This is a genomic window from Streptomyces sp. TSRI0281, assembly GCF_001905125.1.
Lineage (GTDB): Bacteria > Actinomycetota > Actinomycetes > Streptomycetales > Streptomycetaceae > Streptomyces.
Genome location: NZ_LWLE01000036.1, coordinates 268,093 through 282,969 on the forward strand (window position 1 = coordinate 268,093; position 14,877 = coordinate 282,969).

General features: G+C 68.4%; 14 protein-coding genes and 1 tRNA gene. 8 read left to right on the plus strand and 7 right to left on the minus strand.

Annotated elements, in window-relative coordinates:
* Positions 1 to 162: 162 nt before the first annotated feature.
* Entirely contained in the window at positions 163 to 417 is a 255-nt protein-coding gene (gene crgA / locus A6A29_RS38050; protein WP_073727777.1) for a cell division protein CrgA, read from the minus strand.
* A gap of 141 nt (positions 418 to 558) precedes the next feature.
* Between crgA and A6A29_RS38055 the strand changes: the two genes are divergently transcribed.
* Genes A6A29_RS38055 through A6A29_RS38080 form a run of 6 tightly spaced genes read left to right on the plus strand, consistent with a single transcriptional unit; the run spans position 559 to position 5,142 of the window.
* Positions 559 to 1,326: a DUF881 domain-containing protein gene (locus tag A6A29_RS38055; protein ID WP_073727779.1), complete on the plus strand. Its 768-nt coding sequence runs from the start codon at positions 559 to 561 to the stop codon at positions 1,324 to 1,326.
* 18 nt (positions 1,327 to 1,344) lie between these two features.
* On the plus strand, positions 1,345 to 2,085 hold the full coding sequence (locus A6A29_RS38060) for a class E sortase (protein WP_073727781.1): 741 nt from the start codon (positions 1,345 to 1,347) through the stop codon (positions 2,083 to 2,085).
* Positions 2,086 to 2,141: 56 nt separating this feature from the next.
* On the plus strand, positions 2,142 to 2,330 hold the full coding sequence (locus A6A29_RS38065; protein ID WP_073727783.1) for a hypothetical protein: 189 nt from the start codon (positions 2,142 to 2,144) through the stop codon (positions 2,328 to 2,330).
* On the plus strand, positions 2,327 to 2,965 hold the full coding sequence (locus tag A6A29_RS38070; RefSeq protein WP_073727785.1) for an aminodeoxychorismate/anthranilate synthase component II: 639 nt from the start codon (positions 2,327 to 2,329) through the stop codon (positions 2,963 to 2,965). The genes A6A29_RS38065 and A6A29_RS38070 overlap by 4 nt, the downstream gene beginning before the upstream one ends.
* Entirely contained in the window at positions 2,962 to 4,386 is a 1,425-nt protein-coding gene (locus A6A29_RS38075) for a class E sortase (protein WP_073727787.1), read from the plus strand. Before A6A29_RS38070 ends, A6A29_RS38075 begins: the two co-directional genes overlap by 4 nt.
* Positions 4,387 to 4,413: 27 nt before the next feature.
* On the plus strand, positions 4,414 to 5,142 hold the full coding sequence (locus tag A6A29_RS38080) for a class E sortase (RefSeq protein ID WP_073727789.1): 729 nt from the start codon (positions 4,414 to 4,416) through the stop codon (positions 5,140 to 5,142).
* A gap of 193 nt (positions 5,143 to 5,335) precedes the next feature.
* On the opposite strand, the gene pknB is transcribed toward A6A29_RS38080, so the two are convergent.
* The 6 genes from pknB to A6A29_RS38115 all read right to left on the minus strand — a co-directional run bounded on the left by pknB (position 5,336) and on the right by A6A29_RS38115 (position 13,394).
* Complete coding sequence (gene pknB, locus A6A29_RS38085; protein ID WP_073727791.1) at positions 5,336 to 7,303, minus strand: Stk1 family PASTA domain-containing Ser/Thr kinase; 1,968 nt, start codon at positions 7,301 to 7,303, stop codon at positions 5,336 to 5,338.
* Between the two features lie 170 nt (positions 7,304 to 7,473).
* Entirely contained in the window at positions 7,474 to 8,928 is a 1,455-nt protein-coding gene (locus A6A29_RS38095; protein WP_073727793.1) for a peptidoglycan D,D-transpeptidase FtsI family protein, read from the minus strand.
* Entirely contained in the window at positions 8,925 to 10,325 is a 1,401-nt protein-coding gene (locus tag A6A29_RS38100) for an FtsW/RodA/SpoVE family cell cycle protein (protein WP_073727795.1), read from the minus strand. The genes A6A29_RS38095 and A6A29_RS38100 overlap by 4 nt, the downstream gene beginning before the upstream one ends.
* 23 nt (positions 10,326 to 10,348) lie before the next feature.
* On the minus strand, positions 10,349 to 11,860 hold the full coding sequence (locus tag A6A29_RS38105; protein ID WP_073728126.1) for a Stp1/IreP family PP2C-type Ser/Thr phosphatase: 1,512 nt from the start codon (positions 11,858 to 11,860) through the stop codon (positions 10,349 to 10,351).
* Positions 11,861 to 11,989: 129 nt separating this feature from the next.
* On the minus strand, positions 11,990 to 12,508 hold the full coding sequence (locus A6A29_RS38110) for an FHA domain-containing protein FhaB/FipA (RefSeq protein WP_073727797.1): 519 nt from the start codon (positions 12,506 to 12,508) through the stop codon (positions 11,990 to 11,992).
* Between the two features lie 10 nt (positions 12,509 to 12,518).
* On the minus strand, positions 12,519 to 13,394 hold the full coding sequence (locus A6A29_RS38115) for an FhaA domain-containing protein (protein ID WP_073727799.1): 876 nt from the start codon (positions 13,392 to 13,394) through the stop codon (positions 12,519 to 12,521).
* A 315-nt stretch (positions 13,395 to 13,709) separates the two neighbouring features.
* Between A6A29_RS38115 and A6A29_RS38120 the strand changes: the two genes are divergently transcribed.
* Positions 13,710 to 13,792 (plus strand) — tRNA-Leu (locus A6A29_RS38120).
* A 213-nt stretch (positions 13,793 to 14,005) separates the two neighbouring features.
* Complete coding sequence (locus A6A29_RS38125) at positions 14,006 to 14,725, plus strand: phosphatase PAP2 family protein (protein ID WP_079183190.1); 720 nt, start codon at positions 14,006 to 14,008, stop codon at positions 14,723 to 14,725.
* Positions 14,726 to 14,877 lie beyond the last annotated feature (152 nt).

The window sequence follows — 14,877 nt, forward strand, 5'->3', positions numbered from 1 at the left end:
CTGAACTGGGTTTTTCCCGCAGAAACAAGGGCTGCAGCCCCCCTCGACGAGGGAGGCTGCAGTCACACCGGCGTCAACATCGGCGGAAGTTATCCACAGATCGTCTGACCTTTTCCCCCACCTGTGGATAACTCTGTGGGTAACTTCAGGGCAGGGCTTGCGTTACTTCCACTGGGTCGATACGCCGAAACCGCCCGCGATGAAGCCGAAGCCCACCACGATGTTCCAGTTGCCCAGGGCGTCGATCGGCAGATCGCCCTCGGTCACGTAGAAGATCACGATCCAGGCCAGCCCGATCAGGAAGAGGGCCAGCATCACCGGCGCCACCCAACTGCGGTTGGTCAGCTTTATGTTGGTTGCCTGCTTCGCCGACGGCGGCGTGAAGTCGGCCTTCTTGCGGATACGTGACTTCGGCACGAGGAACTCTCCTGTCGATGCGCTGCGTGACCGCGCAGGGATCTTTGGCTGGCGCCGGGGCGAGGCGCGAGGGGGAATGCTGCCTCCCCCGGGCGTCCGTTAGCGTAGTGCTTCCATGGCGCCTGAGGAGATAAGGGTACGTTGAGCAATTCTGCCGACTCTCCTGACGGCCCGGCCCGGCACACCTCCAAGTGGCCCGTCCGGGGGCTCACCGCTGCTGTTTTCGCCCTGGCCGGACTGATCTTCGTCACCAGCGCCAACACGGCCAAGGGCACGAACATCCGCAGCGATTCCTCCCTGCTCAAGCTCTCCGACCTGATCAAGGCGCGCAGCGAGAACAACGCCGAGCTCAACGAGTCGACCGCGACCGTGCGCGAGGACATCGACGCCCTCGCCCAGCGCGACGACGGCAGCACGAAGGCCGAGGACGCCAAGCTCAAGGCCCTGGAGAAGGCGGCCGGCACCACCAAGATCACCGGTGAATCCGTCAGCGTGACGCTCGACGACGCGCCACCGGACGCCACCGCGAACCCGGGTTACCCCGACCCCCAGCCCAATGACCTGGTCATTCACCAGCAGGACCTCCAGGCCGTCGTGAACGCGCTGTGGCAGGGCGGGGCCCGCGGCATCCAGGTCATGGACCAGCGGCTGATCTCCACCAGCGCGGTCCGCTGCGTCGGCAACACGCTGATCCTCCAGGGCCGGGTCTACTCCCCGCCGTACAAGGTCACCGCGGTGGGCGATCAGGGCAGGCTCAGGCAGGCGCTCAACAACTCCACGGCGATCCGGAACTACCAGCTGTACGTGAAGGCGTACGGGCTCGGCTGGAAAGTCGAGGAGGACAGGGCGATGACTCTTCCCGGCTACTCGGGCACAGTGGATCTCCACTACGCGCAGCCTGTGGAGTAGCCCCGGGGAGGCCGGCCGGTGACGGTGCGACTGATCGTCAGAACGTTCAGCGAACTCTGCATCACCGTCGGCACGCTGATCGTCCTCTTCGTGGTCTACGTGCTGTTCTGGACCGGGGTGAAGGCCGCCGGCGCGACGGAGGGGCAGATCGACACCCTCCAGAACCAGTGGGCGCAGGGTGCCGTGCCCGGCCCCACGCCCGACACCGGCCGCGGCCCCACGCCCGCCCCCGACACGGCGCCCGCGCCCCCGCCCGCGTCGCCCTCGTCGAAGGACCGGGAGGCGTACCGCGGCGGGAAGCCGTTCGCGATGATGTACATCCCCCGCTTCGGTACCGGATGGGAATGGCCCGTCCTGGAGAACACCGAGGTCAGGACCCTGCAGAAGGGGCTCGGGCACTACAGCGGGACCGCCCGCCTCGGTGATACGGGCAACTTCGCGGTGGCCGGGCACCGCCGGACGTACGGCGACCCGTTCAAGGACTTCCCGAAGCTGCGTTCCGGGGACGCGGTGGTGCTGACGGACGGGACGACCTGGTTCACGTACCGCATCGCTTCCAGGCCCTACCGGACCGTGCCCGGCGACACCGCGGTCATCGACCCCGTCCCCCGGAAGTCGGGGTTCGACGGGCCGGGTCGCTATCTGACGCTGACCACCTGCGAGCCCGAGTGGGGCAGCAGCCACCGGCTGATCGCCTGGGCGCATCTGGACTCCACCCAGCCTGTGACGGACGGCAGACCGGCGGCTTTCCACAGCTGACCCACGGCCAGGCCCCGGCCCTTTAGTCTGGTGCCGTACCGAATGGAGGGGTCAGCATGTACGGCTGGATCTGGCGGCATCTGCCGGGCAACGCATGGGTGCGGGGTGCCCTCTCGCTCGTGCTGGTCCTGGCCGTCGTCTACGCGCTGTTCCAGTATGTCTTCCCGTGGGCGGAGCCACTGCTTCCGTTCGGTGATGTGACGGTCGACGGCGAAGGCACCAGCGGAGCGGGGACCGGTCAGTGAGCGCACGCATCCTTGTCGTGGACAACTACGACAGCTTTGTCTTCAACCTCGTCCAGTACCTCTACCAGCTCGGCGCGGAGTGCGAGGTGCTGCGCAACGACGAGGTGACGACGGCACACGCCCAGGACGGCTTCGACGGCGTCCTGCTCTCGCCGGGTCCCGGCACCCCCGAGCACGCCGGTGTCTGCGTCGAGATGGTGCGGCACTGCGCGGAGACTGGGGTTCCGGTCTTCGGCGTCTGTCTGGGGATGCAGTCGATGGCGGTCGCGTACGGCGGCGTGGTGGACCGCGCCCCGGAGCTGCTGCACGGGAAGACCTCCCTCGTGACCCATGGGGGCAAGGGCGTGTTCGCGGGTCTGCCGTCCCCGTTCACGGCGACGCGCTACCACTCGCTCGCCGCCGAGCCGGGCGCGCTGCCCCCTGAGCTGGAGGTCACCGCCCGTACGGCGGACGGCATCATCATGGGCCTGCGCCACCGGGAACTGGCGGTGGAGGGCGTGCAGTTCCACCCCGAGTCGGTGCTCACCGAGCACGGCCACCTGATGCTCGCCAACTGGCTGGAGCAGTGTGGTGACGAGGGAGCCGTCGCGAGGTCGGACGGGCTCGCGCCGGTGGTGGGCAAGGCCGCCGCGTGACCCCACTCCGCCCCGAACCGGAAGCCGGACAGGAGGGCCCGTACGCGCAGGGAGCGGACGGGGCCGACGGCGCGTTCGAGGCGGCGGTCGACAAGCTCGCGGACCCGCTGAACGATCCACTGCCGGGACAGCACGCCTCGCCGTGGTTCCGGGCGGACAACATCCCCACGGATCAGCAGGGGCGCCCGGCCCCCCCGGACCCACAGCAGCAGCAGACGCAGCAGGCGCACCAAGGGCCTCAGGGCGGCCAGGACGCCCCGAGCGAGTGGTACGACCCCGAGGGCTACCAACGGGACTGGTACGGCCGGCAGGAGCCCCCCGCACCTGCTCCTGCACCGGTTCCCGCCCCGGCCCCCGCACCAGCCCCGGCCCCCTCCCCTGCTGCGGCCCCCTCCCCTGCTGCGGTGCCCGAGCCGGTTCCTCCCCCGTCCGACGACGAGACCGTCGGTCTGCGGACAGCCGACACCCGGCGCATGATGGCGGTCGACCGGGACGGGCGTGAGCCGCGGCTCGGGCAGGAGCTCGGGCAGGAGTCCGAACAGGATCCTGAACCGGCGCCGGTGCCGCTGCCGTCCGAACACCGCACCGGAGGGCGTGCCGAGCGCCGCAAGGCCGCCAAGGGGCGTGGCAGACGCCGCCCCGGACCGCAGCCGGACCCGGCAGCGGGCTCGGCGGGCGCAGCGGACCCTGTCGTACCGGCCGTTCCCATGACGCGCCTGGAGGCACGGCGCGCGGCGCGTGCGGCCAAGGACAGCCCCGCCGTCGTCGCCAGCCGGGTCGTGGGCGAGGTGTTCATCTCGCTGGGGGTGCTGATGCTGCTGTTCGTCACCTATCAGCTGTGGTGGACCAACATCCGCGCCGATCAGATAGCCGGCAAGGAGACGAACAAGATCCAGGACGACTGGGCGAACGGGGAACGCAGTCCCGGTGTCTTCGAGCCCGGCCATGGCTTCGCGATCATGTATATCCCCAAGCTCGACGTGGTCGCGCCGATCGCCGAGGGCATCAGCAAGGAGAAGGTCCTCGACCGCGGCATGATCGGCCACTACGGCGAGGGCAAGCTGAAGACCGCGATGCCGTCCGACAGACAGGGCAACTTCTCGGTGGCGGGCCACCGGAACACCCACGGGGAGCCGTTCCGCTACATCAACAAGCTGAGCCCCGGTGACCCGATCGTGGTCGAGACGCAGGACGCGTACTACACGTACGAGATGACCAGCGTTCTTCCCCAGACCTCGCCGTCCAATGTCTCGGTGATCGGGCCGGTGCCGCCCGGTTCGGGCTTCAAGGGGCCCGGCCGGTACATCACCCTGACGACATGTACGCCGGAATTCACGAGTACGTACCGTTTGATCGTCTGGGGCAAGATGGTCGACGAACGGCCGCGCAGCAAGGGAAAGCCCGACGCGCTCGTGGGCTGAACATCATCACGACAGGGGACGGGTGCGGTGGCAGCGAGGACCGAGCACGAAGAGCGGACCGACGAGTCCGCGCCCCCGGCGCGGAGCAGGGGCCGCCATCCCGTCGCGACGGCCGTCAGTGTCTTCGGTGAACTGCTGATCACCGTGGGTCTGGTGCTCGGCCTCTTCGTCGTCTACTCCCTGTGGTGGACGAACGTGCTCGCCGACCGTGAGGCCGACAAGCAGGGCAACACGGTCCGCGACAGCTGGGCGGACGGCCCGGGTGCCCTGGACACCAAGGACGGCATCGGCTTCCTGCACGTACCCGCCATGAAGAACGGCGAGGTGCTGGTCAAGAAGGGCACCGACACCAAGACCCTGAACAACGGCATCGCCGGTTATTACACGGACCCGGTGAAGTCGGCGCTGCCCTGGGACGAGAAGGGCAACTTCACGCTGGCGGCCCACCGGGACGGTCACGGCGCCAAGTTCCACAACATCGACAAGGTGCGGACGGGCGACGCGGTCGTCTTCGAGACCAAGGACACCTGGTACATCTACAAGGTCTACAAGGAGCTCCCGCAGACCTCGAAGTACAACGTCGAGGTGATCCAGCCGGTGCCGAAGGAGTCGGGCGTGAAGAAGCCCGGCCGCTACATCACGCTGACGACCTGCACCCCGGTCTACACCTCGAACTACCGCTACATCGTGTGGGGCGAGCTGGAGCGTACGGAGAAGGTCGACAAGGACCGTACGAAGCCGGCGGAACTGCGCTGAGCCCCGCCGGGCGGAAGCCGCCCGGCCCCGTACAGCGAACTGCCCGGCACGGGAAGCCCCGTACAGCGAACTGCCCGGCACGGGAAGCCCCGTACAGCCGGGAATTGCCCCCGTACGGAGACCGCCCCCGTACAGCGAACGGCCCCGCACACCGGTGAAGTGTGCGGGGCCGTTCGCTGCGCTGTCGGCAGGGTCAGCGCCGGAAGCCGGAGGGGCCGCCGAAGATGCCGTTACCGCCGTCCTGTGCGGTGAAGAGCGTGACCTTGCTGTTCTTGTCCACCTGGGTGTTGGGCCCGGGGTTGCTCGTCACCACCTTGGCGTTGGGGTTGTCGGACGAGCCCGGGGCCAGCTCGACCATCAGCCCCATCCCCTCCAGCTGGGCCTTGACCTCCTGGAAGGTCTTCCCCGCGATGTCGCCGGGAATGGCGACCTTCTCGGGTACCGCCGGACCCTTGGAGACCTTCAGGACGATCTGGACGTCCTTCGCCGCCTTGCTGTCCCGCTCAGGGGTCTGCTCGATGACCTGGCCGGCCGGCTCGTTGGAGTCGACGTCGGTGCGGGAGATGCTGGTGAAGCCGAGGTTCCTGAGCTGGGACTCCGCGTCCGCGAAGGACCTGCCGACCACGCCGGGCACGTTCTGTGTCGCCTTCTTGGCGATCGTGATCGTGACCTCGGACTCCTTGGCGGCCTTCGAGCCGCCGTCGGGCTTCTGGTCGATGACGGTGTTCTCGGTCTTCTCGGACTCGACGGTCTTGACGGTGACCGTGAAGCCCTTGTCCTCCAGGGCCTGGCGGGCGCCGTCCTCCGACTTCTCCATGACGTCGGGGACCTCGACCTTCGGCGCCCCGGTGGAGACGACGACCGTGACGGTCCCCTTCTGCTCCACCTCGCCGCTCTCCGGTGTCTGGCTGCAGATCAGGCCCTTGTCCTGGGTCTCGCAGGGCTCCTTGGCGCCGATCTTGAGAACGACGTCGGCGCGGTCCGCGAGTGTCTGCGCCTCCTCGACCGTGGAGCCGACCATGTTCGGCACGCTGACCTTGCCGTCGTCGGCGGTGGGGCCGAAGACGGAGCGGCCGATCAGGATCGCGCCGATGAGCACCAGGATGCCCGCGACGATCAGCAGGATCGTCGAGGTGTTGCTCTTCTTCTGACGGCGGCGGTCCGGGCGGTCGTCGTAGCCGTAGCCGTCGTCCGGGCCCACCGGCGGCAGCATGGACGTCTGGCCGCTGTTCGGGTCGGCCTGGCGCAGCGCGGTCGTCGGCTGGTCGTGGTCGTAACCGCCGTAGCCCACCCCGCCCATCGCCGCCGTGGCCGCGACCGGCTGGCCGTCGAGGCATGCCTCGATGTCGGCCCGCATCTCGTCGGCGGACTGGTAGCGGTAGTCGGGGTCCTTGGTGAGGGCCTTCAACACGATCGCGTCCATCTCGGGCGTGATCTCGGGGTCGAAGTTGCTCGGCGGCTGGGGCTCCTCCCGCACGTGCTGGTAGGCCACGGCGACGGGCGAGTCCCCGACGAACGGCGGCCGCACCGCGAGGAGTTCGTAGAGCAGGCAGCCGGTGGAGTAGAGGTCGGAGCGCGCGTCGACCTGCTCGCCCTTGGCCTGCTCGGGGGAGAGGTACTGGGCGGTGCCGATGACCGCCGAGGTCTGGGTCATCGTCATGCCGGAGTCACCCATGGCGCGGGCGATGCCGAAGTCCATGACCTTGACCTGCCCCGTGCGCGTCAGCATGACGTTCGCCGGCTTGATGTCGCGGTGGACGATCTGGGCGCGGTGCGAGTACTCCAGCGCCTGGAGGATGCCGACCGTCATTTCGAGCGTGCGCTCGGGCAGCAGTCTGCGACCGGAGTGCAGCAGCTCCCTGAGCGTCGACCCGTCGACGTACTCCATCACGATGTACGGGATGGAGACCCCGTCGACGTAGTCCTCGCCGGTGTCGTAGACAGCGACGATCGCGGGGTGGTTGAGCGAGGCGGCCGACTGGGCCTCACGGCGGAACCGGGCCTGGAAGGACGGATCGCGGGCGAGATCGGCCCGGAGCGTCTTCACAGCTACGGTGCGGCCGAGCCGGGTGTCGTGCGCGAGGTAGACCTCGGCCATGCCACCACGGCCGAGCACCGAGCCCAGCTCGTACCGGCCGCCGAGGCGACGCGGCTCTTCCATAACTGTTCCAGCCCTCTCCGTCAGTCCCGACCGCACCCGTGTGTGGTCCGGCGGTGCGCTGTTCGCGCATACGCTACCGGGCACGCGCTACGTGATCGGCCCGCACCCGTCAGCTGATATCTGACCGGTATCCCGATGTCCGGTTATGGCGGTCGCTGTGACGGGACTCACTACTTGCTGTCGATGACCGCCTTCATCACATCTCGCGCGATCGGGGCGGCCAGACCGCCACCGGAGATGTCGTCCCGGTTGGCCTGACCGTCCTCGACCACGACGGCGACGGCGACCGGGGAGCCGTTGCCGGTCTTCGCGTAGGAGATGAACCAGGCGTACGGCTTCTCGCTGTTGTTCAGACCGTGCTGGGCGGTACCGGTCTTGCCTCCGACAGTGACGCCGTTGATCCGGGCGTTGGTTCCCGTGCCGTTCTTGACGACGGTCTCCATCATCTGCTGGACCTTCTGGGCGTTCTCCCCCGAGAGCGGCTGGCTGAGCTGCTCCTTCTTGTGGGTGTAGATGACGTCCAGGTTGGGCGCCTGGCGCTCGGCGACCATGTACGGCTGCATGAGCTTGCCGTCGTTGGCGATGGCGGAAACCACCATGGCCATCTGGAGCGGGGTGGTGCGGTTGGACGCCTGGCCGATTCCCGCCATGGCGTTCTGCGGCCTGTTGTCCTTGGGGTAGACGCTCGCGTCGGCGCGGACCGGAGTGAAGACTTCCTTGTTGAAGCCGAACTTGTCCGTCTGCTCGATCATCTTGTCGTTGCCGAGGTCGTCGCTCATCTTGCCGAACACGGTGTTGCACGACAGCCGGAGCGCTTCCCGGAGCGAGACGTTCTCACACGGGATGTTGTTCTCGTTCGTCAGCGGCTTGGTCGACTGCGGGAGCGTCCAGGGCAGCGGGGAGTTCGTCTTCTCGTCGATGCTGTCGTAGAGGCCGTTCTCCAGCGCCGCGGCGGCGGTGACGACCTTGAACGTCGAACCGGGCGGGTAGGTCTCGCGCAATGCCCGGTTGAGCATCGGCTTGTCCTTGTCCTTCAGGAGCTTCTGCCGGGCGTCCGAGTCCTTGAGCGAGTTGCCCGCGAAGACCGAGGGGTCGTACGAGGGGGTGCTCGCCAGGGCCAGGATGGCGCCGCTCTGCGGGTCCAGGGCGACGACGGCGCCCTTCTTGTTGTCGAGCCCCTTGAACGCCGCCTTCTGCGCGTCACTGTTCAGCGTGGTGACGATGTTGCCGCCGGTCTTCTTGTCGCTGGTGAACATCGACAGCGTCCGGTCGAAGAACAGCTGGTCGTCGTTGCCCGTGAGGATGCCGTCCTCAAGGTTCTCCAGCTGGGAGGAGTCGAAGGCCTGCGAGGAGTACCCGGTGACGGGAGCCCACAGGGGCCCGTCCTTCCAGACCCGCTTGAACTTGAAGTCGCTGTCGGTGGTTTCGACGGATCCGGTGACCGACTTGCCGTCCACGATGATGTCGCCGCGCTCATGGGCGTACCGCTCTATCTGTACGCGGCGGTTGTACTTGTGGCCGTTCAGCTCGTCGGCGCGGACGTACTGGAGCCAGTTGTCCCGGATCAGCAGGGCGAGGACGAGCAGCCCGCAGAAGATGGCGATCCGGCGCAGAGGCTTGTTCACGGTCGGACCACCTGGGTCATCTCGGCGTCGGGTGAGGGGGCTGGGGCCGGTGCGGGACGGCGGGCGGTGTCGCTGATCCGGATCAGGATGCCGATCAGCGCCCAGTTGGCGATCACGGACGACCCGCCTGCCGCGACGAACGGCATGGTCATACCTGTCAGCGGGATGAGGCCCATGACGCCGCCGGCGACGACGAAGACCTGGATGGCGAACGAGCCGGAGAGGCCGATCGCGAGGAGCTTGCCGAACGGGTCACGGGCGGCGAGCGCCGTACGGACACCGCGCTCGACGATCAGACCGTAGATGAGCAGGAACGCCATCATCCCGGCCAGCCCGAGTTCCTCGCCGACGGTGGCGAGGATGAAGTCGGAGTTGGCGGCGAAACCGATCAGGTCGGAGTTGCCCTGGCCGAGGCCGGTGCCGAGGGTGCCGCCGGAGCCGAAGGCCATCAGGGACTTGGCCATCTGCTCGCTCGCGGCTTCCTTGCCCCAGCCCGCGAACGGGTCGAGCCAGGCGGTGACGCGATCCTGGACATGCGGTTCGAACGAGGCGACGCCGACCGCGCCCGCCCCGGACATCAGCAGACCGAAGACGATCCAGCTGGTGCGCTCGGTGGCGACGTACAGCATGACGACGAACATGCCGAAGAACAGCAGCGAGGAACCGAGGTCGGTCTCGAAGACCAGGATCAGGATCGAGAACGCCCAGACCATCAGGATCGGTCCGAGGTCACGGCCGCGCGGCAGGTACAGCCCCATGAAGCGGCGGCTGGCCAGCGCCAGCGCGTCGCGCTTCACCATCAGGTAGCCCGCGAAGAAGACCGTAATGATGATCTTGGCGAACTCTCCGGGTTGGATCGTGCCGACGCCAGGGATCTTGATCCAGATCTTGGCGCCGTTCACCGCGGGGAAGAACATCGGCAGGATCAGCAGGAACAGGGCCACGACCATGGAGATGTACGTGTAGCGCTGAAGGATGCGGTGGTCCTTGAGGGCCACCAGCACCACCACGAGCAGTGCCACGCCCACGGCCGAGAAGAGCAGCTGCTTCGAGGCCGCCGGGACGAAGGTGTCCAGCGCCTGGAAGCGCGGGGACTGGTCGAGGCGCCAGATGAGTGCAAGGCCCAGCCCGTTCAGCACGGTGGCCAGCGGCAGCAGCAGCGGGTCCGCGTACGGCGCGAACTTGCGCACCACGAGGTGGGCGACCGCGCCGAGCAGGGCGAGTCCGATTCCGTATCCGAGCATGCCGGAGGGCAGCTCGCCGTTGAGGGCGAGGCCCACGTTGGCATAGGCGAACACCGAGATGAAGACGGCGAAGACCACCATCATCAGCTCGGTGTTGCGGCGGCTCGGTGCGTCGATCGCGCCGATGGTGGTCGTGTTGGTGACAACGCTCATGGTGCTGAAGGCCCCCTACGGCTTTACTGCTTACCGCACTGCGGGACCAGCTTCTTCTCTTCCTCCGAGAGGCTGGGGCCGGGAGTGGGAGTCGCTGCGGTCGGCTTGGTCGCGGTGCTGGCGGACGTGGAGGACGTGGCGGAAGTCCTGGTGGCGGGGGCACCGGCGGTGCCGCCCGCCTCGCCCTCGCCGGTGCGGGCATTGCTGTCCGCCTCGGCCGCGCGGCGCTGCGCGTCCTTCTTGCAGGCGGATGCCTGGGCGGCGAGTTCGCCGACCTTCTTGCGTGCGTCGGCGATGCTGCCCTCGGCGATGGTCGCCTCGACCTGCTTGCGCTGGTAGGGCGGGAGGTACTTGAGCTCGATCTCGGGGTGGTCCTTCTCGATCTTCGAGAGCGAGACCCACGCGAGGTCCTGGCTGATGCCGCGGAACATCGCGACGTTCTCGTTCTTCGTGCCGACGTAGTACTGGGTCTGGGTCCAGCGGTATCCGCCGTACAGCCCCCCGCCGACGACGGCCAGCGCCAGGACGACGTACAGGGACCTCTTCAGCCACCTACGGCCACCGGGTTTGACGAAGTCGTCGTCGGCGTACGAGTCGAAGTCGTCGTCGGGCATTCCGCCGTAGCCGGCGTCCCCGCTGCCGGGGGGGCCGAAGCCGCCCGAGGGCGGCGGGACGGGGCGGCCGAGGCCGGCCGCGCGCCCGGCGGGGGTCTGCATGGCCCCGTCGTCGTTCAGCTGGGCGGCCTGGTTCTCGGCGACGGCTCCGACGATGACCGGGGTGTCGTTGAGCTGCGCGGCCAGGGTGTCGTTGCTGTCGACGTCCAGGACGTCGGCGACGATGCAGGTGATGTTGTCGGGTCCGCCGCCGCGCAGAGCGAGCTGGATGAGGTCCTGGATGGTCTCCTGCGGGCCCTGGTAGCTGGCGAGGGTCTCTTCCATCGTCTGGTGCGAGACGACGCCCGAGAGACCGTCGGAGCAGATCAAGTAGCGGTCGCCGGCCCTCACTTCACGGATGGAGAGATCGGGCTCGACGTGGTCGCCGCTGCCCAGCGCCCGCATCAGCAAGGAGCGCTGCGGGTGGGTGGTGGCCTCTTCCTCGGTGATCCGGCCCTCGTCGACGAGCCGCTGCACCCAGGTGTGGTCCTGGGTGATCTGCGTCAGTACCCCGTCGCGCAGCAGATAGGCGCGGGAGTCGCCGACGTGGACCAGGCCGAGGCGCTGCCCGGTCCAGAGCAGGGCGGTGAGCGTGGTGCCCATGCCCTCCAGCTGGGGGTCCTCCTCGACCATCATGCGCAGCTGGTCGTTGGCCCGCTGGACCGCCGTACCGAGCGAGGTGAGGATGTCGGAGCCGGGTACGTCGTCATCGAGCTGGACGAGGGTGGAGATCACCTCGGAGCTGGCGACCTCACCGGCCGCCTGGCCGCCCATGCCGTCGGCGATGGCGAGAAGGCGGGGGCCGGCGTAGCCGGAGTCCTCGTTGCCTTCCCGGATCATGCCCTTGTGCGATCCGGCGGCGAAGCGCAGGGACAGACTCATGCGCACCTCGCCCGTCGGCTCGGGGTACAGCCGGTCTCGAGCCACACTGCCCACCCTCCGGTCGGGAGCCGGGCAGCGTCCGTCGTCAGGACCGCCGCGGCTCGCTCGCTCCGCTCGCTCATTGTCGTACTACTTCCGCAGCTCGATGACGGTCTTGCCGATACGGATCGGCGCGCCCAGCGGAACAGGTGTCGGGGTGGTGAGTCGGGTCCGGTCGAGATACGTGCCGTTGGTGGACCCGAGATCCTCGACGATCCACTGGCCGTCACGGTCCGGGTAGATCCTGGCATGCCTGCTGGACGCGTAGTCGTCATCCAGCACGATCGTCGAATCGTGCGCGCGGCCCAGGGTGATGGTCTGGCCCTGGAGCGCGACCGTGGTGCCCGTGAGGGTGCCCTCGGAGACGACGAGCTTGGTGGGTGCCCCGCGGCGCTGGCGCCCGGGTTGCTGGCGCTGCGGTGGCGGCGCCGTCTGTTGTTGTTGGCGTGCCTGTTGCGGGCGCGCGTCGGCGGCAGTGCGGCGTGAGCCGCGCTGCGTGACGCGCGTTCCGAACAGGTCGCTGCGGATGACCTGGACGGCCACGATCACGAACAGCCACAGAACAGCCAGGAAACCTAGCCGCATGACCGTCAGGGTCAGCTCTGACATTGCCCCCGCTTCACCCTTCGGCTTGCCGGTAAACGATGGTGGTGCTACCCACGACGATCCGCGAGCCGTCGCGGAGCGTAGCGCGGGTTGTGTGCTGCCCGTCTACCACGATGCCGTTGGTAGACCCGAGATCCTGGATCGTCGAGGGCGTTCCGGTCCGGATCTCGCAGTGCCGACGCGATACGCCGGGATCGTCGATCCGCACGTCGGCGTCGGTGCTGCGTCCCATCACCAGCGTCGGACGGGAGATCTGATGGCGGGTGCCATTGATCTCGATCCAGCGCCGCACCTGGGCGTCCGGCAGGGGGCCGGGCGCGGTCGGCGGGCGCCGGTCGGTCGAGGTGCCCGGGGGCCGTCCGGTGCCGGGCGGCGGGGCCGCGGGCATCGGCGGAGCGGCGCTCGGGGGGTAGCCGTAGCCGCCGGTGCCCTGCGGGGCGGCGGGCCGCCCGGGTCGCTGCGGCTGGGCGGACGCGGGGCCGCCGTGCTGGCCCTGCGGGTCCTGCTGTGACGAACTCGACGCCAGGGTGCGGCTGCGTACCCGGTAGAGCCCGGTGTCGAGGTCGTCGGCCTTCTCCAGATGGACCTTGATCGGGCCCATGAAGGTGTAGCGCTGCTGCTTGGCGTAGTCGCGTACGAGGCCGGAGAGCTCGTCGCCGAGCTGGCCCGAGTACGGGCTGAGCCGCTCGTAGTCGGGCGGGCTGAGCTCGACGATGAAGTCGTTCGGGACGACCGTCCGCTCACGGTTCCAGATCGTCGCGTTGTTGTCGCACTCACGCTGGAGGGCACCCGCGATCTCGACCGGCTGCACCTCGGACTTGAAGACTTTGGCGAAGGTGCCATTGACCAGACCTTCGAGACGCTGCTCGAAACGCTTCATGACTCCCATGGGGCACCTCCTCCGGTGTCGTCGTCCCTGTACTGCTTACTGATCGTATCCACGCGTCGGGAAATCGGCTGGTTCCCCTTGTCTGCCCAGTGGATGAGTGTCACCCCTCACACGGATCGTAGAGGTGGCTCCCTGACAGTGTCCCGCACACGGGGTGCTCTCTGAAGGAGTGGGTGCGCCCGCTCCGCGTTCCCGCTTCCCCACCTGGGATCGGCGAAACAACGGATGTGAATCCACCCTGTCCAGCGTGCTAATCTTCCGGATGTCGCCAGGAGCTCGCACCACACGGTGGGAGAGCCCGGAAACACCACTCATGCGCGAGTGGCGGAACGGCAGACGCGCTGGCTTCAGGTGCCAGTGTCCTTAGGGACGTGGGGGTTCAAATCCCCCCTCGCGCACAAAGAGAGCCCCCGCTTCGGAGAGATCCGGAGCGGGGGCTTCTTCGTTGTACGGCTGTGATCTTGCCGCCGCCCTGACGAAAGTCGGGGTGGTGCCCTGCCGGAAGAGGGGGTGACCGGTTCCTTCGGTGGGATGTGTCCGCATCCGGCCGGACCTTACGTTCCGAATGACCGGAGAACGTGGGAATCGGCGTGCGGAGAACGACACCCCTTATGTACATCGACACAGCGCACAGCATCACGGCGCACAGCGCTACAGGGCCCGGCGGTACGGCGCTCGGCGTCACCGGGTTCAGCGGTACGGCCTATCCGGAAGCGGCCGGTCCGCCGCAGAAGGCGGGACCCGACTACGGAGTCGGGGTGTACCGCGGGATCACGGAGTGGGCGGCAGGGACTCCCGAGTGGCTGCAGAAGCTGGGGGAGGTCGTCACCGAGGGCGGGATACTCGTCCTCGTCGCCCTCTTCGTCCTCCAGTGGTGGAGGGCCCGCAGGGGCGACGACCGGACCCTGGCACTGGCCCTGCTCGGTCCGGTGGCGGTGGCGGTGGTCTACGCGCTGAGCGAGATCATCAAGGTCTGGCTGCACGAGGAGCGCCCCTGCCGGGACATTCCGGGTGTCACGGCGATCGCGGAGTGCCCGGAGCCGGGTGACTGGTCGTTCCCCAGCAACCATTCCGTCATCGCGGCCGCGTCGGCGATGGCCCTGGTCGTCTCCTGGCGCGTCATCGGACTGCTGGTGGTGTCTCTGGCGGTGCTGGTCGCGCTGTCCCGCGTGTACGTCGGCGTCCACTACCTGCACGACGTGGCGGCCGGCTTCCTGCTCGGTGCGGTGTTCGCGCCGCTGCTGATGGTGGTCCTGGCGGTGCCCGGAACCCGGGCGGTGAGCAGGTTCCGCAGGGCCCGCGGACGGCGGGGCACGGGGATCGCGGCGTGAGCCGAAGGACGGCCGCCGCCGGGGCTCCGGCGGCGGAGTGCCTGGGCGCCGGGGCTGCGGCGGCGGTGCCTGGGCGGTGAGGTGCCGGTGTCAGGGTTCCGGGGTGGCGGTGTGTCAGGGCTCTGGGGCGGCGGGGGCGCCGGTGTGTGAGG

Bases quoted from the DNA above. Each gene is read 5' to 3' on its own strand.
- A6A29_RS38065 (WP_073727783.1), top strand. From the start codon at position 2,142: ATGTACGGCTGGATCTGGCGGCATCTGCCGGGCAACGCATGGGTGCGG.
- pknB (WP_073727791.1), bottom strand. From the start codon at position 7,303: ATGGAAGAGCCGCGTCGCCTCGGCGGCCGGTACGAGCTGGGCTCGGTG.
- A6A29_RS38100 (WP_073727795.1), bottom strand. From the start codon at position 10,325: ATGAGCGTTGTCACCAACACGACCACCATCGGCGCGATCGACGCACCG.
- A6A29_RS38105 (WP_073728126.1), bottom strand. From the start codon at position 11,860: ATGAGTCTGTCCCTGCGCTTCGCCGCCGGATCGCACAAGGGCATGATC.
- A6A29_RS38110 (WP_073727797.1), bottom strand. From the start codon at position 12,508: ATGTCAGAGCTGACCCTGACGGTCATGCGGCTAGGTTTCCTGGCTGTT.
- A6A29_RS38115 (WP_073727799.1), bottom strand. From the start codon at position 13,394: ATGGGAGTCATGAAGCGTTTCGAGCAGCGTCTCGAAGGTCTGGTCAAT.
- A6A29_RS38125 (WP_079183190.1), top strand. From the start codon at position 14,006: ATGTACATCGACACAGCGCACAGCATCACGGCGCACAGCGCTACAGGG.